Here is a 20,998-nt window from a genome sequence, read left to right as displayed (position 1 = left end):
GGCGTGCAGGCGAAAGTCAGGCCGCCTTGACGGGTGACGTGCTGCCGGAGGATGCCGCCTGGCCTTCGCGGGCCAGGAAGGCGGAGAGTTCGCCAATGGTGCTCATCAGCGGGGCGGGGAAGACGACCGTGGTGTTCTTGTCCACGCCGATCTCTACGAGGGACTGCAGGTTTCGAAGCTGCAGTGCCAGCGGGTGGGCCATCATGGTGTCGGAGGCGTCACCGAGGGCTGTTGCGGCGATCGCTTCGCCTTCGGCGGCGATAATCTTTGCCCTTTTTTCGCGTTCCGCTTCGGCCTGGCGGGCCATGGCACGCTTCATACTTTCGGGCAGCTGGATGTCCTTCAGCTCCACCAGCGTGACCTCGACGCCCCATTCGACGGTAAGTACATCAAGGATTTCCCTGATGTCGGCGTTGATCCTCGCGGTCTCCGACAGGGTCTGGTCCAGGGTGTGCTGGCCTACGACTTTCCGCAGCGTGGTCTGGGCGATCTGGTCGATGGCCGCGGCCACGTTCTCGATCGCGACGACCGACTTCACGGCGTCCACCACCCGGTAGTAGGCCACCGCGGAGACGTCCACGCTCACGTTGTCCTGGGTGATGATGCCCTGGGACTGGATGGGCATGGTGACGATCCGCAGGCTGACCAGCTGCAGCCTGTCGATCACCGGGATGATGAACTGCAGGCCAGGTTCCCGAACTCCGATGACTCTGCCAAGCCGGAAGAGCACGCCCTTTTCGAACTGACGCACAATCCGGACCGCCATCCTCGCGACGATGAGCAGCAGGATGACCAGGACGATGACAACCAATGTGGTGGGGTCCATAAGGATCCCCTCCTGAATTGCTGGCGGGACCTGCCGGAACCGGGCGGCGCCGTGACAGATGTCCCGGCTCCATTCTCCCACCAACCTTGAAAGGGAGAGCTTCAAACCTGCTGTAGTTTGATGCTGAACTCTCACTTACCAACAACCGGGGCAGGGATCGCATGGACGCGGACGTCATCATCATCGGCGGCGGCCTGGCGGGGCTGGTGGCCGTCAACGAACTGGTCCGCGCGGGCAAGCGGGTGGCCGTCGTGGAGCAGGAGAATGAGGCCAACCTGGGCGGGCAGGCGTTCTGGTCCCTGGGCGGGCTCTTCCTGGTGGACACCCCGATGCAGCGCCGCCTGGGCGTGAAGGATTCCTTCGAGCTGGCGTGGCAGGACTGGCAGGGATCGGCACAGTGGGACCGGCTGTCCGGCCGCCTTCCCGAGGACGAGTGGGCCCGCCAGTGGGGCCACGCGTACGTCGAGTTCGCCGCCGGGGAGAAGCGCGCCTGGCTGCAGCAGCAGGGCATCCGGTTCACGCCGCTGGTGGGCTGGGCCGAGCGCGGAGACGGCAGGGCCGGCGGCCACGGCAACTCAGTCCCCCGCTTCCACGTCCCGTGGGGCACCGGCACCGGCGTCTCCGAGCCGTTCGCTGACAAGGCCCGCGAGGCGGCTTCGTCGGGCAGCGTCCGGTTCTTTTTCCGGCACCGGGTGGACGGTTTAACGTACGACGGCGGCACGGTCACCGGGGTGCGGGGCTCGGTACTGGCACCGGACACGTCCCCGCGCGGGGTGTCCTCCACCCGGGAGGTGGTTGGCGGGTTCGAGCTGCAGGCGCAGGCGGTGGTCATCGCATCCGGCGGGATCGGCGGCAACCACGACCAGGTGCGCCGCTGGTGGCCGGAACGGCTGGGGACGCCGCCGCAGAAGATGGTCACCGGGGTGCCGCAGCACGTGGACGGGCGGATGCTGGACATCGCGGACCAGTCCGGCGTCCGGCTGGTAAACCGGGACCGCATGTGGCACTACACGGAGGGCATCCAGAACTGGAACCCCATCTGGCCGGACCACGCCATCCGGATCCTGCCGGGCCCGTCCTCGCTGTGGTTCGATGCGCTGGGCCGGCGGCTCCCCTCCCCCGGCCTGCCGGGCTACGACACCCTGGGCACCCTGAACCTCCTGCGAACCACCGCCGACATCCAGCAGTACGACCATTCCTGGTTCATCCTCAACCAGCGCATCATCGAGAAGGAGTTCGCCCTCTCCGGCTCCGAGCAGAACCCGGACATCACCAACCGAGACCTCAAGCTGCTGCTCCGGACCCGGCTGGGCCGCGGCGCCGGCGCCCCCATCGAGGCGTTCAAGGAACACGGCGCGGACTTCGTGGTGGCGGACGACCTGGCGGATCTGGTCCGCGGGATGAACGGGCTGACGGAGGAGCCGCTGCTGGACTACGCACAGCTCCGGCGGCAGATCGGGGAACGCGACGCCGAGGTCCGGAACCCCTACTCCAAGGACGCCCAGGTGGCAGGCATCCGCAACAGCCGCCGCTTCCTGGGCGACAGGCTGTTCCGGACCGTGAAGCCGCACCGGCTCCTGGACCCGAAGGCCGGGCCGCTGATCGCCGTGCGGCTGCATGTGGTCACGCGGAAAACCCTCGGCGGGATCCAGACCAACCTGTCCGGCCAGGCGCTCGGGCACGACGGCGTTGCCATTCCCGGCCTTTACGCGGCAGGCGAGGCAGCCGGCTTCGGCGGCGGCGGCGCCCACGGCTACAACGCGCTCGAGGGCACCTTCCTGGGCGGCTGCATCTTCACCGGGCTCACCGTGGGCCGGAGCCTGGCCGCCGCGCTCTGACCTCACCCCGGCTGGCCTGCCCGGCACCCAGGCCGAACGTCCTCACTTCCCGCGAACTCAACCGCACCTACGGCACGGACGCGGCGCCCGCCGTCGTCCATAACCCGCGAGATGGCAGTTCGCAGCAATGTTCCTGTGAAGCACTGCCGTGAACTGTCATCTCGCGTTGGGCGCGCACTGCCGCCGTCGTACGCAGCTCCCGTCGCCTCCTGCTGCTAAGGCTGCGCCCGCCGCACCAGCCGGACTTCGGGCAGTTCCTCCCATTCGGGCGGCAGGGTGTTGCGCTTGCCATCCGGCCGGAACCCCTGCTTCCGGTAGAAGGCCAGGGCGCGGGGATTGTTTTCCAGCACCCACAGGTAGGCCGGGCCGGAGCCGACGGCGGCACTCACCAGGGCCGCCCCCAGCCCCGTTCCGTAGGTGCGCCGGAGGGTGTAGATAGAGTAGAGCTCCAGCGCTTCGGGGGCGTCGTCCTCCCGGCCGGGGCCGGCGTCCGCGTAGCCCACAAGCTGGTCGTTGCCGTCGAAGGCAAGGATCCGCGGCTCATCCCTGGCCAGGAACGTCCGCCGCCGCACCACCCGCTCCGGGATGCTGGCCCTGCGCCGCGCGAAGAAATCCGCCGACAGCAGGTGCTGGTAGCACTCCTCGTGCGCCTGCGTCTGCATGAGCACCACTGCCTCGGCGTCCTCCGGCGTGGCCTGGCGAAGTCGAAAGTCCATGGCGCCAGCCTAGCCAGCGGGCCGGCGTTCCCGCGCCATCCTGCGCACTTAGGATGAGGCATGGACTTCGAAGGCGTGCTTTTCACGGCGGTGGGCTTAGCGCTGATTCTGCTGATGATCGCCGACGTCTTCATGACGCTGCTGTACCCGCATGGTTCAGGTCCGGTGGGCCGGACCATCATGCGGGTGTTCTGGCGGGTGTCCAGGAAGGTCCGGGGCGGGGCCTCCTCCGTCGCCGCGCCGATGGCCATGGCAGCCGTCATCGCGGCGTGGGCTGCCCTGGCTGCGGTGGGCTGGGCGCTGCTGTACCTTCCGCACCTGCCTGCCGGCTTCTCCTACTCGGCGGACATTCCCCGGCAGGCCGACTTTGCCGAGGCGCTCTACGTTTCGCTGGTGGCCCTTTCCACCGCGGGGTTCGGCGAAATCGTGGCCATCCACCCGGTCCTTCGGCTGGTGATGGCATTCCAGGCTGTTGCGGGTTTTGGCCTGCTGACCGCCACGGTCTCCTGGATCCTGCAGACCTACCCGGCGCTGAGCAGGCGCCGCGCGCTTGCCCACCAGCTGAACCTGTTCCGCGAGGCAGCCGGTCCGTCCGGCATTGCCTCGCTGGAGGCCCGGCACGCTACGGGACTTTTGGAGTCGATGGCGGAGAACGTGGCCTCCGTGAGCATTGACCTGTTGTCCTTCAACGAGACCTATTACTTCCATGAGGTGGAGCAACGGGGGTCGCTGCCCGCCACGCTTGCCTACGCCCACCAGCTGGCATCTGAGGCCCAGGGCAGCGACAACGCCGAGCTTCGGTTCGCCGGGCGGATGCTCTACGCGGCGTTGGAGGACCTGGCCGAGGTGCTGCGCGGGAAGTTCGGCCACGAGGGAAGCACCTCCTCCGACGTGTTCGACCACTACGAGCTCCACCACCGGCACCGGCGGCCGCCGGAGCGGCGAAAGTGAGGTGGCTGCCTCCAGGGCGCTGCCCGCCTTGCTAGGGTCTGCCTATGGCACCCCAATTCCACTCGATGGACGACGTCATCAACGAACCCGAGCGCGTGCAGTTCGAGTTCTTCCTGGACGAGCACCGGGCCGCGCTCAACGAATGCCTGGACGGCCTGATCGAGGAGCAGGCGCGGCGCTGGCTGGTCGCCTCCCGCACCACGCTGCTGGGACTGGTGAAGCACGCCACCTTCGTGGAGAAGGTCTGGTTCGATGAAGCCTTCACCGGCCGCCCGCGCAGCGAGATTGGCATCCCCGCCACGCCGGACGAGTCATTCATCCTGCACGACGACGACACGATCGATTCGGTCCGGGCGGCGCATCGGGAAGCCTGTGCCGCGTCCCGTGCCGCAGCCGCCCCGCTGAATCTGGACAGCGTGGTGACTGGCAACCGACGCGGGCCAGTCCCGCTTCGCTGGGTCTACCTGCACATGCTGCGCGAGCTGGCCCAGCACTGCGGCCACGCGGACATCCTGCGCGAACAGATCCTGGCGGAGCACGGCGCGGCCTGAAGCGGAGGCGGCGGCCGGCACCGCACGCGGCCCGCAAGCTACCTCCGCCTGTGCGGTGCCCTGTGATGTGACCGGACGTTGATGGGCAGGAAACGGCGGCGGCCGGTCATCTCGCCGCGGCTCGTCAGTGCCACGGCGGCGACCGCCACCCACGTTGCGGCGGCCTGGCCCCACGGGTATACCTGCTGGGGAACTCCGGGGGTCAGCGGGTTAAGGATGAACTGGAAGGCCGCCAGGCTCGCGTGCATCAACGCCGCCACAAGCACACTCCCCGTATGTTCGTAGACCCAGACCATCAGCACCCGGTAGGCCGTCAGCTGGCCGACGAGCACCGAAACCACCCAGAGCGACATGAAGATTGCCAGCGGCACCCCGCCGTTTGTCCCGCCGCCACCCCAATAGCTCACGAAGAAGTGCCAGACACCCCAGAGCACGCCCACCAGCAGCCCGGTCCACAGAACGCTGTAATGCTGCCTGGCCTTGGGAATGGCAAACCCGGTCCACCCGATCTCCTCAAGAAATCCAGCCGCCAGACCGATGGCGAGCGCCATCAGGATGGTTCCTGCCTTATCCGGCTCCGTGACAAACCGCGGCGCATAATCCAGGGAAAACAGCCACAGCACCAGCACGGGGACCGCCAGCGTCACCGGTGCCACCAGCAGTGCGAAGAGGTACCATCGCCGGTCAACCCGCCAGACACGCAGCCGCGACCAGAGGTCCCGGTACCCTGCCCGTCCCGACACGATTCCCGTCAGAACCAGGCTGGCAGCAGCTGGTCCCAGCAGCATGGCCGGCACCGTCACGGGAACGGTGAGCTGGAACTGTTCCGGCGTGGGCGACAAGCCACCCGTGACCGCCAGGACGGCCACCACAATGGCGGCCCAGGACAGGAAGAAGGTCACGCCGAAGTACCACGGCAGCGGGTGCCTGCGCACCGATTCCGTCAAGGCATGCATGGAACCTCCCCGCCTTTCAGGCTACGAGCCGGGCCACCAACTCCCCCCGGCTGCCAACGCCGACTTTTTCGAACACGGACTTCAGGTGGTCGTGCACGGTGTGCGGGGAGATGAACAGGTGGCGGGCGATCTCTGCGGTCGGGTTTCCGGACAGCACCTCCAGGCAGACGTCCCGCTCGCGGGCAGTCACCCCGTACGCCATCAGCAGCAGGCCGGCGAGTTCGTGGGTGGTAGCGGGTTCCACAGTGACCACCATCTGCTCCGGATCATCGCCGGTAATCAGCCGGCTGGCCTGCAGCATCACCCAGTTGTTCCCGGCATCGCGCATCCTGGCCCGTGCCGTGCCGGACGCCGCGGCATGCGCCTGCGCGACCACCGCATACAGCGTCTGGCTGAAGCGGCCGGGCGCCACGTCCTCCACCCCGGCCAGCCAGGAGGCGGCGGCGAGCGTAGCGGCGCGCAGGTCACCGTGCAGCCCGGCCAGGACAATGACGGGCCCGACGGCGGCCGGCCCGGTGGGGTGCCCCACCCGGACAACCGCCCGGGTGGCCGCAGCCAGGGTTGCGGTCACGGCGGCCAGGAACTCCACCTCCCGGTCGGTAAAGTCGGGGCCGCCTTCGCGGAAGATGCTGCCCACTCCCCAGCACGCCTCGTCCACCCGGAAGGCGGCACGCAGCTCATGCTCCAGGCCGAGCGGCCTGAGCAGGTCGTTGATCCGGACACTGCGGACCACATCCCGGTGCGGCGCATCCGAAATCCTGGCGACGGGACGCTGGCGCCGCAGCAGCTCGACGAACGTGTTGGGTTCCCGGCCCGTGTACTCGGACTGGGCAAACCGCATGAAGTACTCCTCAAACTGGTGCCCGCCCACCGGCCACGGCTGCCAATTGGTGATGGAGGTCATCGCCATCGAGTCGGGGTCGACGCCGGCCCAGCACCCCTGCTCGAACGGCACCGCCCGCTGCACAACGGCAAGCGCCGCGGCATAGAGGTCCGCCAAGTCCATTCCGCCGACGGCCATGGCAGCGATCTCCCGCCGGGCACGCTCCGCGCGCTCCTCCCACATACCTCCAGTATCGTCCCGGCCGCCATTGCAGCAATCCCCTATTTTGGGGGTTCCCGCAGCACCCCGAAACCCCCATCGAGGGGGTCGCCGTGGTGCGTGCCGCCGTCGTACTTTTCCTTCACGGACGCCGCGCGGGACGCGACGCTTCGGGGACTCATCCCAAGGACCAAAGGAGGCTGAAATGGGACAGGCAAGCGATGCCATGTACCGGTTAATGGCTGCCATGGCGGCAAAAGACATTGAGGACCTGTCGGATTGCTTCGCCACTGACGCCGTGCTCCGGACTCCGGACCAAGGCGAAATCAGCGGCAGGGAGGCGATCGCGGACTACTTCCACCACTTCTGGGAGGCGATGCCGGACGTCAGGTACGAGCAGTCGGCAAGGCATGAGGCCGGGGACGTGGCCATCGTCGAGGGTTTCGTGACGGGCACGAACACCGGGTCGCTGGGCCTGCCCACCGGCGGGACCCTGCCCGCCACCGGAAAGCAGGTCCGGGTGCGAAGCTGCGACATTGCCAGGGTCCAGGCAGGCCTGATCGCGGAACACCACGCCTACTTCGACCAGATGGAACTCCTGGGACAGCTGGGACTGCTCCCTGAACCATCCAACCAGTGAGGACCAAGCAGCAAGGGCGGCCCCGTCACGGCCTTTCGGCTGTGGCGGGACCGCCCTTGGCAGCTGCGGGCTACTGGTTGTAGGTCAGGCTGCACCGGCGGCGGCAACCGCCGCGCCGTTGGAGGCAGCTTCGTGAGCATCAGACGCGCCGGCGAGCCGGATCCAGGTGTCCACCACGGTGTCCGGGTTCAGGGAGACGGAGTTGACGCCTTCCTTGACCAGCCATTCGGCGAAGTCGGGGTGGTCGCTGGGGCCCTGGCCGCAGATGCCCACGTACTTTTCCCTCGCCCGGCAGGCCTTGATGGCCATGCTGAGCAGCTTCTTCACGGCCGCGTCCCGCTCGTCGAAGCTGTTGGCCACGATCGCCGAGTCCCGGTCCAGGCCCAGGGTCAGCTGGGTCATGTCGTTGGAGCCGATGGAGAAGCCGTCGAAGTACTCCAGGAACTCGTCGGCGAGCAGCGCGTTGGACGGCAGCTCGCACATCATGATCACCTCGAGGCCGTTCTCGCCGCGGCGCAGCCCGTTCTCGGCCAGCAGTTCGATGACGCCCTGCGCCTCGTCCAGGGTCCGCACGAACGGGATCATCAGCTTGACGTTGGTCAGGCCCATCTCGTTGCGGACGAAGGACAGCGCCTCGCACTCAAGGTCGAAGCAGTCCCGGAAGGACGGCTCCAGGTAACGGGACGCGCCACGGAACCCGATCATCGGGTTTTCCTCGTGCGGCTCGTAGGCGGGGCCGCCGATCAGGTTTGCGTACTCGTTGGACTTGAAGTCGGACATGCGCACAATCACCGGTTCCGGCGCGAAGGCGGCGGCGATGGTGGCCACGCCCTCGGCCAGCCGTTTGATGTAGTACTCGCGGGGGCTGGCGTAGGCGCTGATGCGCTGCCGGATTTCAGCGGCCACATCCTCCGGCTGGCTGTCCAGGTTCAGCAGGGCCTTGGGGTGGATGCCGATCTGCCGGTTGATGATGAACTCCAGCCGGGCCAGGCCCACGCCGTGGTTGGGCAGCTGCGCGAAGGTGAACGCCTGCTCCGGCGTGCCCACGTTCATCATGACCTTAACGGGAGCTTCGGGCAGGTTGGTAATGCCGGTTTCCTCCACGCTGAAGTCCAGCAGGCCCTGGTAGATGACGCCCGTCTCGCCATCGGCGCAGGACACGGTGACCTCCTGGCCGTCGGACAGGGTATCGGTGGCGTTGCCGGTTCCGACGACGGCGGGAATCCCCAGTTCGCGGGCGATGATGGCTGCGTGGCAGGTGCGTCCGCCCCGGTTGGTGACGATGGCGGAGGCGCGCTTCATGATCGGTTCCCAGTCGGGGTCGGTCATGTCCGCCACCAGCACGTCGCCGGTCTGGAAGGAGGCCATCTGGTCGATGGCGGTGAGGATCCGGACCTTGCCGGCGCCGATGCGCTGGCCGATGGCACGGCCTTCCACCAGCACGGGGCCGCTCTCGTTCAGGCGGAACCGGCTCATGCTGCCGGGGGCGCGGCGTGACTGCACGGTTTCCGGACGGGCCTGCAGGATGTACAGGCCGCCGTCGATCCCGTCCTTGCCCCACTCGATGTCCATCGGGCGGCCGTAATGCTTCTCAATGGCGACGGCGTGGCGCGCAAGCTGCTCCACGTCGTCGTCCGTGAGGCTGAAGCGGACGCGCTGGGCCTCCTCCACCGGCACGAAATCGATGGTGCGGCCGATCTCGCTGCTGTTGGTGTACGTCATCTGCAGGGCCTTCTCGCCCAGCCCACGCTTGAGGATCGCCGGGCGCCCGGCCGCCAGGGCGGCCTTGTAGACGTAGAACTCGTCCGGGTTCACGGCGCCCTGCACCACGGCCTCGCCCAGCCCGTAGGAGGAGGTGACGAAGACGGCGTCCTTGAAGCCGGATTCGGTGTCCATGGTGAACATGACGCCGGAAGCGCCGACGTCGGAGCGCACCATCCGCTGGATGCCCGCCGAGAGTGCCACCTCGGCATGTTCAAACTTGTGGTGCACGCGGTAGGCGATGGCGCGGTCGTTGTAGAGCGAGGCGAAGACGTCCTTGATGGCCTGCAGGATGTTCTCGATGCCGCGCACATTCAGGAAGGTCTCCTGCTGCCCGGCGAAGGAGGCATCGGGAAGATCCTCCGCGGTGGCGCTGGAGCGGACGGCCCAGGACAGGTCCTCGGAGCCGGCGTGCTTGTCCACCAGCTGCTGGTAAGCCTCGCGGACCTGCGCCTCGAAGTCCGGCAGGAAGGGCGTCTCGCGGACCAGGGTCCGGATCTCCTGGCCGGCTGCGGCGAGGGCGGTCACATCATCGGTGTCCAGCCCCACCAGCCGGTCGGCGATCTTCTGGTCCAGCCCGGAATCGGACAGGAACCGGCGGTAGGCGTCGGCCGTGGTGGCGAAGCCGTCCGGGACCTGGACGCCGGCGGAGGTCAGGTTCTGGACCATCTCGCCCAGGGAGGCGTTCTTGCCGCCCACCTTGTCCAGGTCCTTGAGTCCGAGTTCAGAGAACCACAGAACGTCTGTCGTCATGTTTACTGCTCCTTTGCAGAGGGTGGCGTAGGCGTGGCCGGCCGTTCACGGTAGTGCCGGCCGGAAGGAAAACCCTGCTAACAGTTTCAGGTCTGCAGCGGAGTTTCCACATCATGTGGGCTACGCCACGTTTGTGAAATCGGGGGCTAATGCTTCAGGTTCATCCGCTGCAGGATGGTGGCCGCCATCTCCTCCACGGAGACGGTGGCCGAGTTCAGGTACGGGATTCGGTGCGAGACATACAGCTGTTCGGCGCTGCGCAGCTCAAACCCGCACTGCCGCAGGGACGCATACGGCGAGCTGGGCCGGCGTTCCGTGCGGATCTGGCTCAGGCGCAGCGGGTTGGAGGACAGGCCAAAACACTTCGACACGAAAGGCCGCAGCGGTTTGGGCAGCCCGTCCCGCTGGAAGTCCTCGTCCACCAGCGGAAAGTTTGCCGCGAAGATCCCGTGCTGCAGCGCCAGGTACATGGTGGTGGGCGTCTTGCCGCACCGGGACGGGGCCACCAGGATCACCTGGGCCTTCTCCAGCGCACGCAGGCTCTGGCCGTCATCGTGCTCCATGGCATACTCCACCGCCGCCATCCGGGACTGGTAGCGCGCGGCGTTCCCCAGCCCGTGGGCCCTGCCGGGTTCGCCGCTGGCCGGGTGTCCGAGCGCCTCCTCCAGGACTCCCACGTGGGTGCCGATCAGGTCCACCATGGCGCCCTTGCATCCGGCCAGGATCTGCCGGATTTCGCTGCTCACCGCGGTGGAAAAAACCAGCGGTCGCGGCCCGGTGGCGGCCAAGGCGTCGATGGTCCGCACCACGGACCGCGCCTGCTCCTCGGTGGTAATGAAGGGGATGGTCACGCGGTCAAAGTTATCCACCGGGAACTGGGTGAGCAGCGTATTGCCCAGCGTTTCCGCGGTGATGCCGGTACTGTCCGAGAGGAAGTAGACAGGCCGCAGGGCAGAAGTGTTCAGAGCAGCAGTGGTCATGGAAAAACTCTAGCGGGCAATGATGACATCCAGCCTGCGGGGGCCGTGGACCCCCTCCACGCGTTCCAGCTCGATGTCGCTGGTGGCACTCGGGCCGCTGATCATGGTGATGGGCCGGGTCCCGTCGATCCGGCCCAGCGCCTCGGGCAGGATGCCGGCAATATCCGCGGCCTTGACCACGCAGATGTGGTGGTCGGGGACCAGGCTGATGGCGCGGCGCCCCTGGTTGGCGCTGCCGTCCAGGATGATGGTTCCCGTCTCGGCCACGGCCACCGCGCTGCCGGTCACCACGGCGTCGGTGCCGTCCAGGTCGGCCACGCTGAGCGGTTCCGCCGGGGAGTCGACGCGACGGCGGGACCCGCCGGTGCCGGCGTCGTCCATCGCTGCCAGCCAGCCGCCGTCTAGCCCTTCCGGGACGACGTAGCTGCGCGCCCCCTCAAGGAGCGAGGCAATCGTGGCCGGCACCTCGGCGGCGGGCACCACGGCCACCTGCGCCTTGTAGTCCACCAGCCGGTCCACCAGGAGGTCAATCAGCCCGTCGGCGTCCATGCCTGATTCGGCCCGGTACTCCCGGGGGATCTGCGGCGCCTCCGGGATGTCCTGCAGCGCGGAGCGGATCCGCGAGAGGATGTCTTCGCGTGCACTCATTACTGGGTTTCCTTTTCGTCTCGTGACGGCGCGGGCGACTTGTGCTCCTTGGCCCACCAGTCCCGGAAGGACTGGGCCGGGGGCGCCGGGATGTCGCGGCTCTGGGTCCAGCCGCCGGCGATGCCGGGCAGTTTCTTGATCTTCTTGTCGCGTCCGGCGGCGAGCCGGCCCAGCGGCAGTCCTTTCTCCACCAGGCCGAGGTGCTTGCCGGAAGACAGTGCCCAGGAGGCCGCCTTCATGCCCACGTCCATCTGGCTGGGGACCTTCTTCGTCCCGCGCTTGCTGTCCACGTCCACGCTGCGCAGGTGCACCAGGATGTCGGGGATGTTGATCTTCACGGGGCAGGCGTCGTAGCAGGCACCGCACAGGGAGGAGGCGTAGGGCAGGGAGCTGTTTTCCTCCGCCTGGATGCCGGTCAGCAGCGGGGAAAGGATGGCACCGATGGGGCCGGGGTAGGTGGAGCCGTAGGCGTGCCCGCCCGTCCGCTCGTATACGGGGCAGACGTTCATGCAGGCGCTGCAGCGGATGCAGTGCAGCGCCGAGCGGCCCATTTCATCCGCGAGCGCAGCGCTGCGGCCGTTGTCCAGGAGCACCAGGTGCACATTCTGCGGCCCGTCACCCTCCGTGACGCCGGTCCACAGTGAGGTGTACGGGTTCATCCGCTCCCCGGTGGAGGACCGCGGGAGCAGCTGCATGAACACTTCCAGGTCCTGCCAGGCGGGCAGCAGCTTCTCGATGCCCATCACCGTGATCAGCGTTTCCGGCAGGGTGAGGCACATGCGGCCGTTGCCTTCGGATTCGACGACGGCCAGGGTGCCGGAATCTGCGAGGGCGAAGTTGGCCCCGGACACAGCCACCTTGGCGGTGAGGAACTTGCGGCGCAGGTGCTCGCGGGCGGCCATGGCCAGGACGGGCGGATCGTTGGTGAGTGCCGGATCGGCTCCGGGCATCTCGCGGAGGAAGATGTCCCGGATTTCGGTGCGGTTCTTGTGGATGGCCGGCACCAGGATGTGGCTGGGCTTGTCGTGGTCCAGCTGGACGATGAGCTCGGCGAGGTCCGTTTCGAAGGCCTCGATTCCCTGCTCCTCGAGGTACTCGTTGAGCCCGATTTCCTGCGTGGCCATGGACTTGACCTTGACCACTTCGGTTTCACCGGTCGCCCGGACCAGTCCGGCCACGATTTCGTTGGCCTCCCTGGCGTCGCGGGCCCAGTGGATCACGCCGCCGCGGGCGGTGAAGTTTTTCTCGAACTCCTCCAGCAGCTCGGGCAGCCTGGCCATCACCGACTCCTTGATGGCGGAGCCGGCATCGCGCAGCTGCTCCCAGTCGGGCAGTTCGGAGACCACGGCCTGGCGCTTGTCGCGGATGGTGTGCGTGGCATGGCCAAGGTTGGCCCGCAGCTGGGCGTTGCCCAGTTCGCGGTGCGCCGCCTTGGGAAAGGATTCGCCGGCGAACAGGTTGCCGGAGCCGAAGGCCGGAAGCGCGGGCATTCCCAAAAAGGTGGTCATCGGAGGGCCTTTCCGGTAGAGACGCGGACTTCGCCGGTCACGGACGCCGGTTCTTCCATGGTGCTTGCGAGGATTTCCGCCAGGTGGAGGGTGGTGGTGGAGCTGCCCTGCCGGGAGAGTCCGCCGCCGATGTGCATCAGGCAGGAGGCGTCCCCGCCGGTGCAGAGTTCGGCGCCGGTGGCTTCGACGTTGGCCGCCTTGTCCTGGAGCATGGCCGAGGAAACATCGGCGTTTTTCATGGAGAACGTGCCGCCGAAGCCGCAGCACTGGTCCGCCTCGGGCAGGTCGGCAAGGTCGATCCCCTGCACGGTCCGCAGCAGGCGGGACTGCCTGTCCCCGAGCCGCAGCAGGCGCATGCCGTGGCAGCTGGGATGGTAGGTGACCCGGTGCGGGAAGTAGGAGCCCAGCTGGGCGCCGGCGTCGGTCACGCCCAGCACGTCCACCAGCAGTTCGGACAGTTCGTAGGTTTTGGCGCCGACGGCGGTGGCGCGGGCTTCGAGCGCGGCGTCACCGCAGGAGCGGGCCACCATGGGGTGCTGGTGCTTGACCGAGGCAACGCAGGAACCGGACGGGGCGACGGCGACGTCGTAGTCCGCGGTGTCAAAGGCGGCGACGTGGTTGGCCACCACGGGGACGGCTTCTTTGAGGTAGCCGCTGTTGACATGCATCTGGCCGCAGCAGGCCTGGCCCTCAGGGAACTCCACGTCGTGTCCCAGGCGCTCCAAAATCTTGACGGTGGCCTTCGCCGTGGCCGGATACATCGCATCCACAATGCAGGTGGCGAACAAGGCAATTCTCATGGCGGCCTTCCGGGAAGGGGTAGGGATGTTCGTATGGTCTGACCACAGTAGAACACGTGATACCAGCCACTTTCAACCCCGGACCCGGTGGTGAAGCGGCTCACACCAACCGGGAATTGTGGGCTACACTTCCGTGGTCGGACCGTTGTGGTCTGACCAAACACGACCCCAACACCCCTCAACGTGGAGGAACTCTGTGGACCACTTCACCCCCAGCACTGACCCGGTGCTGAACAGCGTTGCCTGGTCGGCCATTGTCGCCCTGCTGCCGCTGCTGACCTTCTTTCTCCTGCTCGCCGTCGCCAAGACCAAAGCCCACGTGGCCGGCGGATTTGCCCTGCTGGTGGCCCTGATGGTGGGCATCCTGGCGTTCAAGATGCCGGCCGGCCTGGCGCTCCTGTCCGCAACCCAGGGCGGCGTTTTCGGCGCCTTCCCTGTGCTGTGGATTGTGGTCATGGCCGTCTGGCTCTACCAGGTGACGGTGCTCAGCGGCCGCTTTGAGGACCTCCGCCGGGTCTTCGATGTCATTGGCGGCGGCGACGTCCGCCTGCAGGGTGTCCTCATCGCCTTCTGCTTCGGCGGGCTGCTCGAAGCCCTTGCCGGGTTCGGCGCGCCGGTGGCCATTACCGCCACCATGCTGCTGGCCCTCGGCCTTCCTCCGTTGCGGGCAGCCGCCGCCGTGCTGGTGGCCAACACCGCTCCGGTCGCCTTCGGCGCAATGGCCATCCCGATCACTACCGCCGCCGGACTTACCGGGCTGCACGCGACGGACATCGGCGCCATGGTGGGCCGCCAGGCACCGCTGCTGGCAACTTTCGTCCCGCTGATCCTGCTCTTCATCCTGGACGGACGCAAGGGCTTGAAGGACTGCTGGCCTGCCGCTTTGGTCGTCGGATTTTCCTTTGCCGCAGCGCAGTTCCTCTGCTCCAACTTCTTCTCGTACGAACTCACCGACATCATGGCCTCATTGGTCGGCCTGGGCGCGGCTGTCCTGTTCTTCCGGTTCTGGAGGCCCCGCGGCACGGCGGCAGCGCGTGACCGGCTGGGCGTGGCCGCGGAGTCCGTGGCCGCCGTCGGTGCCACGGCTGGTAACGGCGGCCCGCGAAGCGCCCGTTCAGGCAGCGCGGCCACCGTGGAGGCGGCCGAGCGCGAAAGCCTCACCCCGGCACGTACCTGGCTCGCGCTGTTTCCCTACTTCCTGGTCATTGTGGTGTTCGGTATCGTCAAACTGTGGAAGCTCGGCGTCGACCTTCCTGCCGCCCTCGCCGCCACCGACGTAAAGATCCCGTGGCCGGTCCTCCACGACGCCCTGGTCAGCGCCGACGGCAAGCCGCTGTCCTCCACCGTCTACGTCTTCCAGTGGCTGTCCAGCCCCGGCACGCTCCTGCTGATCACCGGCCTGATTGTGGCGGTCGTCTACGCCCGCTTCGATGACCGCGGCCGCTTCCCCATGACGGTAGGCAACGCCGTGGCCGAAATCGGGCGGACCATCTTCAAGATGCGATGGGCCGGCCTCACCATCATCACGGTGCTTGCCCTTGCCTACGTCATGAACAACTCCGGCCAGACGGTCTCGATCGGCGTGTGGCTGGCCGGCACCGGAAGCTTCTTCGCGTTCCTCTCCCCCGTGCTCGGCTGGCTGGGCACGGCCGTGACCGGTTCGGACACCTCCGCGAACGCACTGTTTGCCAAGCTGCAGCAGACCGCGGGCGTGAATGCGGGCATCGACCCGACCCTGCTCGTGGCCGGCAACACCGCCGGTGGCGTGGTGGGCAAACTCATCAGCCCGCAGAACCTCGCCATTGCCGCCACCGCCGTGAACCTCGACGGCCAGGAGTCCGTCCTTCTGCGTAAGGTAGTCGGATGGAGCGTGGGGTTGCTTCTGGTGCTGTGCACCATCGTCTACCTGCAGTCCACCCCAGTCCTGGGCTGGATGCTCCCCTAGCCAGTACCCGCGGCCACTTCCCGCGCAAAACCGGAGTGCGGGTCCACTCGGGGCCCGCACTCCCCCACCCAGAGGATCGCCCGTGACAACCCCCGCAGCCGGAGCAGCTCCCCGCCCTCGAACCCACGACGCACTGCTGAAAGACATTGAAGCGGACCTGCGCGCCGGCAAGATCAAGGTCGGCGACCGGCTCCCGGGCGAACGGACCCTGGCGGAAAACTACGGAATCTCCAGGGCATCAGTGCGGGAGGCCATCCGGATCCTCGACGCCATGGGGGTGGTCCGCAGCTCGGTGGGGTCCGGGCCCACCTCCGGTGCCATCGTCGTTTCCGATCCGTCCGCCGGGCTCTCCTCCGCGCTCCGGCTGCATGTTGCCAGCAACCGCCTGCCGGTCGAGGACATTGTCCAGACCCGCATCCTCCTGGAAACCTGGACTGCCCGTGCAGGTGCAGAGCGTGAGGACGGCGACACGGAGCGCGAACAGGCGGCCCAGCTGCTGGAGGCCATGGACCACCCCGAGGTGGACCGGGCAGCCTTCCACGAGCTGGATGCCCGGTTCCACGTGGCGCTGAGCTCGCTCGCGGGCAACGAGGTGATGGCCACCATCATGGAGTCCCTCAGCGGTTCGATCGTCGACTATGTCAAGGGTTCCATGGACGCCATGGAGGACTGGCCGGATGTCCTGGAAGTCCTCCGCACCCAACACCACGGAATCTTCGATGCCGTCCAGTCCCGGGACGGCGAACTCGCCGCGCGCCTGCTGCGCGAGCACATCGAATGGTTCTACCAGCGGGCAGGGGACGCCAAGACGCCCCGGCCCCACACCATCACCTAAGTTTTTTGGAGTTACGCATGCGAACAGCAACGGCAGGAGCCGAATCCCCCATCGAACAGCTGGGGCTGGATACCGTCAGCACGCGGGACCTGGACCGCCATGCCATGGCCCACGACGCCTCGCACTACCTCCTCGTTCCCCAGGGGGTGGCCACTCCTCGCAATGCCGCCGACGTCGGCGCCCTGCTGCGGCGCAGCCGGGAGCTTGGGGTTCCCGCCACCTTCCGGTCCGGCGGCACCAGCTTGTCGGGCCAGGCCCTGAGTGACAGCCTGCTGATCAACACCCGCCAGCATTTCCGCGGCGTCGAGGTGCTCGACGGCGGCGCCCGGGTCCGTGTGCAGCCCGGCGCCACCGTGCGCAGCGTCAATGCCCGGCTGGCCGCCTTCGGGCGTAAGCTCGGGCCGGATCCCGCCAGCGAAATCGCCTGTACCGTGGGCGGGGTCATCGCCAACAACTCCTCCGGGATGGCGTGCGGCACCGAGTTCAACACCTACCGGACGCTGGAATCAATGGTGCTGGTGCTGCCCTCGGGCACGGTCATCGACACCGCCGACGCCGATGCCGACCGGCGGTTGCGTGAGCTGGAACCGGAACTCCACGAAGGGCTGCTGAGGCTGCGCCGCCGGGTCCTGGGGAACGACGAGTCCGTCCGCATCATCCGGTCACTGTTCTCGATGAAGAACACCATGGGCTACGGCGTGAACTCCTTCCTGGATTACGAACGCCCGGCCGATATCCTGATGCACCTGATGATCGGCAGCGAGGGGACCCTCGGCTTCGTGGCCGAGGCCGTCTTCCGCACCGTCGAGGTCAAACCGGCCGTTGCCACGGGGCTCCTGGTCTTCAACACCCTCGATGCGGCCACGGCTGCCCTACCGGACCTGGTTGCCACCGGCCTTGCCACCATCGAACTCATGGACGCGGCAGCGTTGAAGGTGGCCCAGGCTGCCGCCGACGCCCCCGCTGCGATCAGTACCCTGCCGGTCCAGGGACACGCCGCGCTGCTGGTGGAACACCAGGGCTCGGACGCCGCCGAGCTGTCCGGCAAGCGCGCAGGCTCGCAGCCGCTGTTCGACTCGCTGGACGTGGCCGCGCCCTTCACGCTGACCACGGACCCGAAAGACCGGGCAGCCCTCTGGCACGTCCGCAAGGGCCTGTACACGGCGGTCGCCGGCGCACGCCCCTCGGGAACCAACGCGCTGCTGGAGGACATCGTTGTCCCGGTTCCCGCCCTCGCGGACACCTGCGGCGAACTGACTCGGCTCTTCCACGAGCACCATTACAAGGAATCGGTGATCTTCGGGCACGCGAAGGACGGGAACGTCCACTTCATGCTCAACGAGCGCTTCGACGATCCGGCCCAGCTGCTGCGCTACCAGGCCTTCACCGACGAGATGGTGGACCTGGTCCTCGGCGCGGGCGGTTCACTCAAGGCCGAGCACGGCACCGGGCGCATCATGGCGCCCTTCGTCCGCCGCCAATACGGCGACGAGCTCTATGCGGTCATGCAGGAGATCAAGCGGCTGATCGACCCGCCCAACCTCATGAACCCGGGCGTTCTGCTCGCCGACGAACCACTCTCCTACATCGAGAACCTGAAGGTGGCCCCCACCGTCGAGGAGGAAGTGGATCGCTGCGTCGAGTGCGGGTACTGCGAACCGGTCTGCCCCAGCAAGGACATCACGCTTACTCCGCGCCAACGCATCGTGCTTCGGCGCGACATTGCTGCCGCTGAGCAACGCGGCGACCACGCCCTCGCCGCCAACCTGCGCAAGGACTATGACTACGACGGCGTGCAGACCTGCGCAGCGGACGGCATGTGCGTCACCGCCTGCCCGGTGCTGATCAACACCGGGGACTTGGTGCGGCGGCTGCGCAAGGAAAACGCCAACACCGTCGCGGCGGCCGGCTGGAACAAGGCCGCCGAAAACTGGGGCACCGTGACCGCCGCCGGCGGGCTGGCCCTGACTGTAGCCAAGGCCATGCCAGCGCCACTGCCAAAGGCCGCGACCGCCGTCGGCCGCGCCCTGCTGGGGACGGAAGCGGTGCCCGCCTACTCCACCGTGCTGCCCGGCGGGGGTTCCAGGCGCAGCGCGCGGCCGGACCCGGACAGCGTCGCCGTGTTCTTCCCCGCCTGCATCGGAACGATGTTCGGCCCGGCGGATGCTGCAGGCGGCGCCGCGAAGGGCTCGGCCCAGGCCTTCCTGGACCTCTGCGACCGCGCCGGCGTGCCGGTCACCGTTCCGGAAGGCATCGAGAGCCTGTGCTGCGGCACGCCGTGGAAGTCGAAGGGGTTTTCCCAGGGCTACGAGGCCATGAGCTCCAAGGTCCTGGACCAGTTGTACGAGGCCAGCGGCCGGGGCGAGCTGCCGGTGGTGTGCGACGCCGCGTCCTGCACGGAGGGCCTGGACACGATGAAGCGCCTCGCGGCTGCGGGCGAGGAGCGGTACGCCGGGCTGCGCTTTGTTGACTCGGTGGAGTTCGTGCACGAACACGTACTTGGGAAGCTCACGGTGACTGCCCCGCTGGGTTCCATCGCCCTGCACCCCACGTGCTCATCCACGCAGCTGGGGACAAACCCGGCCCTGCTCGAGATCGCGGGGGCTGTTACGGACGATGTGTTCGTGCCGCTGAACTGGGGTTGCTGCGCGTTCGCGGGCGACCGCGGCCTGCTCCATCCGGAACTGACCGACTCCGCCACGGACCGGCAGGCCCGCGAGATCAACGAGCGACAGTTCGACGCCTACGCCTCCACCAACCGCACCTGCGAACTGGGGATGTCCAAGGCGACCGGCCGCTCCTACCGCCACCTGCTGGAAATCCTCGAGGAGGCAACCAGGCCTTGAGGCATCCCCGCTAGACTGGCCGGGCAAGGACGGATTGGGGGATCCAGGGCGGCACTGCCGCTTGTTCCGCTGGTCGGTCGCAGCCAACGGACCCAAGGACCACCGATGACGTTCTTCCAGGACTTTCCCGTCCCTCCCCTGCCGCCCCGGCCGCGGGGAACCAGGCACGTCCCGCCCCCTTGGGTGGCTGCACCCGCCTACGAACTGCCTGCCGTTGTCCATCTGGGCAGGTTCGTGAGCCGGACGCCGGGAATGGTGGTGGCAGTCAAGGGCGCCGAGGTGTTCTCTACCGGGTGCCTGTTCAGCCTGTCCTGGCTCTTCCGCCGGACCGATCAATCCGATGAGGACTGGGACGATTTGCAGCCGCTGTTCTTCCAGCCCGGCAGGGGCATCCGTGGCAGTGGCCGGCAGGGCGGACTCCTGTTCGGCGTCGAATTTCCCGATGGTTCAAAGGCCAGCACCGGCAGCCAGGTACCCTACGGGTCATTGGAGCCGGGCACCAATCCGGAGCCTCCCGTCCTCGCCCTGAACGGCGGCGGGGGCGGCGGGGGCGATGCGGAGTTCTCCGGCAGCGGCACGCTCTGGCTGTGGCCGCTGCCGCCTGCCGGCGACCTGCGGCTGGTTGCCCAATGGACCGACTTCGGCCTGCAGGAAACGTCCATCATGCTCGACGGCGGGACCTTGCGTCAGGCGGCGGCGTCCGCTCAGCCGTACTGGCCGGAGGAGGAGCGCACTGATGGGTAACGCGACCGGACTTGTCCTGCTTGCGCTCTTCGGCGCGGTCTTCTTCTACATCCTGTACGGTGTGGTCCGCGCCGCGGTCCGCGACGGCATCCTCCAGGCGGATGAGCGGCGCAGACGGCGTGTAGCGGACGAGTCGGAACGGCTCGGCGGTTAGCTGGTCAGCAGGCGCCTACGACGTCCTCTTGTTCCGCAGCCTCTTCCGACAGCGCGGACACGATGCTGCCGTAACCCTGCACGAACATCCGCCGGCCCTGGCCCTCGTCGGTCCATACCCAGATGATGGAGTAGTCGGAGGTCACGGCGTCAACGACGCCGGTGCCGGCCAGGGTTCCCTCGGCGAAGCGGACCCTGTCCCCCACCGCCAGCCGCGGATGCCTGGCCCGCTTCCTTCGAGGCCTGGGCGTGGCTGCTTTCCCTGCCATCGCAGGGTCTGACGGGCAGGTGCTGGTGTGCTGGCGCATCGGCTTCCTCTGGCTCGCGGGCGGACGGTCAGCTCATTACAACCCTGCCCGCTGCTCCCAGGTCACGCCCCAGCGTGGTGCAGCAAGACTAACGCGGCGGTACTCCCGGATGCACAAACAGCCCCCTCGGAACGGAGTATGACTGCTCCGTTCCGAGGGGGCCGTTGACGCCGGCGGACCCCACAAGGGATACACCG

At 67.7% G+C, this 20,998-nt stretch carries 19 protein-coding genes; 9 read left to right on the top strand and 10 right to left on the bottom strand.

The genetic code is table 11. The features are described 5' to 3' along the window. Positions 1 to 16: 16 nt before the first annotated feature. A complete protein-coding gene (locus LFT44_RS04615) occupies positions 17 to 826 on the bottom strand; it encodes a slipin family protein (RefSeq protein ID WP_236801331.1) in 810 nt (269 codons plus the stop codon). Between the two features lie 161 nt (positions 827 to 987). On the opposite strand from LFT44_RS04615, the gene LFT44_RS04610 reads away from it, so the two are divergent. Continuing rightward, complete coding sequence (locus LFT44_RS04610) at positions 988 to 2,664, top strand: FAD-binding dehydrogenase (protein ID WP_236801330.1); 1,677 nt, start codon at positions 988 to 990, stop codon at positions 2,662 to 2,664. 215 nt (positions 2,665 to 2,879) lie between these two features. On the opposite strand, the gene LFT44_RS04605 is transcribed toward LFT44_RS04610, so the two are convergent. After that, positions 2,880 to 3,380: a GNAT family N-acetyltransferase gene (locus LFT44_RS04605; protein ID WP_236801329.1), complete on the bottom strand. Its 501-nt coding sequence runs from the start codon at positions 3,378 to 3,380 to the stop codon at positions 2,880 to 2,882. A 60-nt stretch (positions 3,381 to 3,440) separates the two neighbouring features. On the opposite strand from LFT44_RS04605, the gene LFT44_RS04600 reads away from it, so the two are divergent. Together LFT44_RS04600 and LFT44_RS04595 are read left to right on the top strand one after the other, a co-directional pair. After that, positions 3,441 to 4,331 (top strand): potassium channel family protein, encoded by an 891-nt coding sequence (locus LFT44_RS04600; protein WP_236801328.1) that lies wholly within the window; start codon positions 3,441 to 3,443, stop codon positions 4,329 to 4,331. 44 nt (positions 4,332 to 4,375) lie between these two features. Further along, positions 4,376 to 4,882, top strand: coding sequence for a DinB family protein (locus LFT44_RS04595; protein ID WP_236801327.1), 507 nt, complete (start codon positions 4,376 to 4,378; stop codon positions 4,880 to 4,882). A gap of 38 nt (positions 4,883 to 4,920) precedes the next feature. Here LFT44_RS04595 and LFT44_RS04590 read toward each other — a convergent pair whose 3' ends face one another. Both LFT44_RS04590 and LFT44_RS04585 read right to left on the bottom strand, forming a co-directional pair. Then, positions 4,921 to 5,838: a CPBP family intramembrane glutamic endopeptidase gene (locus tag LFT44_RS04590; protein ID WP_236801326.1), complete on the bottom strand. Its 918-nt coding sequence runs from the start codon at positions 5,836 to 5,838 to the stop codon at positions 4,921 to 4,923. A gap of 16 nt (positions 5,839 to 5,854) precedes the next feature. Further along, positions 5,855 to 6,904 (bottom strand): helix-turn-helix transcriptional regulator, encoded by a 1,050-nt coding sequence (locus tag LFT44_RS04585; protein ID WP_236801324.1) that lies wholly within the window; start codon positions 6,902 to 6,904, stop codon positions 5,855 to 5,857. Positions 6,905 to 7,085: 181 nt separating this feature from the next. Between LFT44_RS04585 and LFT44_RS04580 the strand changes: the two genes are divergently transcribed. Next, positions 7,086 to 7,520, top strand: coding sequence for an ester cyclase (locus LFT44_RS04580; protein WP_236801323.1), 435 nt, complete (start codon positions 7,086 to 7,088; stop codon positions 7,518 to 7,520). 84 nt (positions 7,521 to 7,604) lie between these two features. Here the strand turns inward: LFT44_RS04580 and ppsA are convergent, their stop codons facing one another. The 5 genes from ppsA to LFT44_RS04555 form a co-directional block, all read right to left on the bottom strand. Next, the gene (gene ppsA / locus LFT44_RS04575; RefSeq protein WP_236801322.1) at positions 7,605 to 10,034 is read right to left on the bottom strand and encodes a phosphoenolpyruvate synthase; all 2,430 of its coding nucleotides are present in this window, start codon (positions 10,032 to 10,034) and stop codon (positions 7,605 to 7,607) included. A gap of 146 nt (positions 10,035 to 10,180) precedes the next feature. Further along, on the bottom strand, positions 10,181 to 11,014 hold the full coding sequence (locus LFT44_RS04570; RefSeq protein ID WP_236801321.1) for a pyruvate, water dikinase regulatory protein: 834 nt from the start codon (positions 11,012 to 11,014) through the stop codon (positions 10,181 to 10,183). A 9-nt stretch (positions 11,015 to 11,023) separates the two neighbouring features. After that, on the bottom strand, positions 11,024 to 11,662 hold the full coding sequence (locus LFT44_RS04565) for a LutC/YkgG family protein (RefSeq protein ID WP_236801320.1): 639 nt from the start codon (positions 11,660 to 11,662) through the stop codon (positions 11,024 to 11,026). Continuing rightward, positions 11,662 to 13,170: a LutB/LldF family L-lactate oxidation iron-sulfur protein gene (locus LFT44_RS04560; protein WP_236801319.1), complete on the bottom strand. Its 1,509-nt coding sequence runs from the start codon at positions 13,168 to 13,170 to the stop codon at positions 11,662 to 11,664. Before LFT44_RS04560 ends, LFT44_RS04565 begins: the two co-directional genes overlap by 1 nt. Beyond that, the gene (locus LFT44_RS04555; RefSeq protein WP_236801318.1) at positions 13,167 to 13,970 is read right to left on the bottom strand and encodes a (Fe-S)-binding protein; all 804 of its coding nucleotides are present in this window, start codon (positions 13,968 to 13,970) and stop codon (positions 13,167 to 13,169) included. Before LFT44_RS04555 ends, LFT44_RS04560 begins: the two co-directional genes overlap by 4 nt. A 196-nt stretch (positions 13,971 to 14,166) precedes the next feature. Between LFT44_RS04555 and LFT44_RS04550 the strand changes: the two genes are divergently transcribed. The 5 genes from LFT44_RS04550 (at position 14,167) to LFT44_RS04530 (ending at position 20,494) form a co-directional block, all read left to right on the top strand. Continuing rightward, complete coding sequence (locus tag LFT44_RS04550) at positions 14,167 to 15,915, top strand: L-lactate permease (RefSeq protein ID WP_236801317.1); 1,749 nt, start codon at positions 14,167 to 14,169, stop codon at positions 15,913 to 15,915. A gap of 82 nt (positions 15,916 to 15,997) precedes the next feature. Continuing rightward, positions 15,998 to 16,750 carry a FadR/GntR family transcriptional regulator gene (locus LFT44_RS04545; protein WP_236801316.1) on the top strand — a complete coding sequence of 251 codons (753 nt, stop codon included), beginning with the start codon at positions 15,998 to 16,000 and terminating at the stop codon, positions 16,748 to 16,750. A gap of 17 nt (positions 16,751 to 16,767) precedes the next feature. After that, positions 16,768 to 19,596 carry an FAD-binding and (Fe-S)-binding domain-containing protein gene (locus LFT44_RS04540; RefSeq protein ID WP_236801315.1) on the top strand — a complete coding sequence of 943 codons (2,829 nt, stop codon included), beginning with the start codon at positions 16,768 to 16,770 and terminating at the stop codon, positions 19,594 to 19,596. A gap of 105 nt (positions 19,597 to 19,701) precedes the next feature. After that, entirely contained in the window at positions 19,702 to 20,340 is a 639-nt protein-coding gene (locus LFT44_RS04535) for a hypothetical protein (protein WP_236801314.1), read from the top strand. After that, entirely contained in the window at positions 20,333 to 20,494 is a 162-nt protein-coding gene (locus LFT44_RS04530; protein WP_236801313.1) for a hypothetical protein, read from the top strand. The genes LFT44_RS04535 and LFT44_RS04530 overlap by 8 nt, the downstream gene beginning before the upstream one ends. A 4-nt stretch (positions 20,495 to 20,498) precedes the next feature. On the opposite strand, the gene LFT44_RS04525 is transcribed toward LFT44_RS04530, so the two are convergent. Continuing rightward, positions 20,499 to 20,801, bottom strand: coding sequence for a hypothetical protein (locus tag LFT44_RS04525; protein ID WP_236801312.1), 303 nt, complete (start codon positions 20,799 to 20,801; stop codon positions 20,499 to 20,501). Positions 20,802 to 20,998: the final 197 nt, after the last annotated feature.

Origin of the sequence: Arthrobacter sp. FW306-05-C (genome assembly GCF_021801725.1) — a bacterium.
Taxonomy (GTDB): Bacteria; Actinomycetota; Actinomycetes; order Actinomycetales; family Micrococcaceae; genus Arthrobacter.
This window is presented reverse-complemented; position numbering and strand designations above follow the sequence as displayed.

Coding starts and splice junctions, on each gene's coding strand:
- LFT44_RS04615 (WP_236801331.1), bottom strand. CDS start 826: ATGGACCCCACCACATTGGTTGTCATCGTCCTGGTCATCCTGCTGCTC.
- LFT44_RS04610 (WP_236801330.1), top strand. CDS start 988: ATGGACGCGGACGTCATCATCATCGGCGGCGGCCTGGCGGGGCTGGTG.
- LFT44_RS04605 (WP_236801329.1), bottom strand. CDS start 3,380: ATGGACTTTCGACTTCGCCAGGCCACGCCGGAGGACGCCGAGGCAGTG.
- LFT44_RS04600 (WP_236801328.1), top strand. CDS start 3,441: ATGGACTTCGAAGGCGTGCTTTTCACGGCGGTGGGCTTAGCGCTGATT.
- LFT44_RS04595 (WP_236801327.1), top strand. CDS start 4,376: ATGGCACCCCAATTCCACTCGATGGACGACGTCATCAACGAACCCGAG.
- LFT44_RS04590 (WP_236801326.1), bottom strand. CDS start 5,838: ATGCATGCCTTGACGGAATCGGTGCGCAGGCACCCGCTGCCGTGGTAC.
- LFT44_RS04585 (WP_236801324.1), bottom strand. CDS start 6,904: ATGTGGGAGGAGCGCGCGGAGCGTGCCCGGCGGGAGATCGCTGCCATG.
- LFT44_RS04580 (WP_236801323.1), top strand. CDS start 7,086: ATGGGACAGGCAAGCGATGCCATGTACCGGTTAATGGCTGCCATGGCG.
- ppsA (WP_236801322.1), bottom strand. CDS start 10,034: ATGACGACAGACGTTCTGTGGTTCTCTGAACTCGGACTCAAGGACCTG.
- LFT44_RS04570 (WP_236801321.1), bottom strand. CDS start 11,014: ATGACCACTGCTGCTCTGAACACTTCTGCCCTGCGGCCTGTCTACTTC.
- LFT44_RS04565 (WP_236801320.1), bottom strand. CDS start 11,662: ATGAGTGCACGCGAAGACATCCTCTCGCGGATCCGCTCCGCGCTGCAG.
- LFT44_RS04560 (WP_236801319.1), bottom strand. CDS start 13,170: ATGACCACCTTTTTGGGAATGCCCGCGCTTCCGGCCTTCGGCTCCGGC.
- LFT44_RS04555 (WP_236801318.1), bottom strand. CDS start 13,970: ATGAGAATTGCCTTGTTCGCCACCTGCATTGTGGATGCGATGTATCCG.
- LFT44_RS04540 (WP_236801315.1), top strand. CDS start 16,768: ATGCGAACAGCAACGGCAGGAGCCGAATCCCCCATCGAACAGCTGGGG.
- LFT44_RS04535 (WP_236801314.1), top strand. CDS start 19,702: ATGACGTTCTTCCAGGACTTTCCCGTCCCTCCCCTGCCGCCCCGGCCG.
- LFT44_RS04530 (WP_236801313.1), top strand. CDS start 20,333: ATGGGTAACGCGACCGGACTTGTCCTGCTTGCGCTCTTCGGCGCGGTC.
- LFT44_RS04525 (WP_236801312.1), bottom strand. CDS start 20,801: ATGCGCCAGCACACCAGCACCTGCCCGTCAGACCCTGCGATGGCAGGG.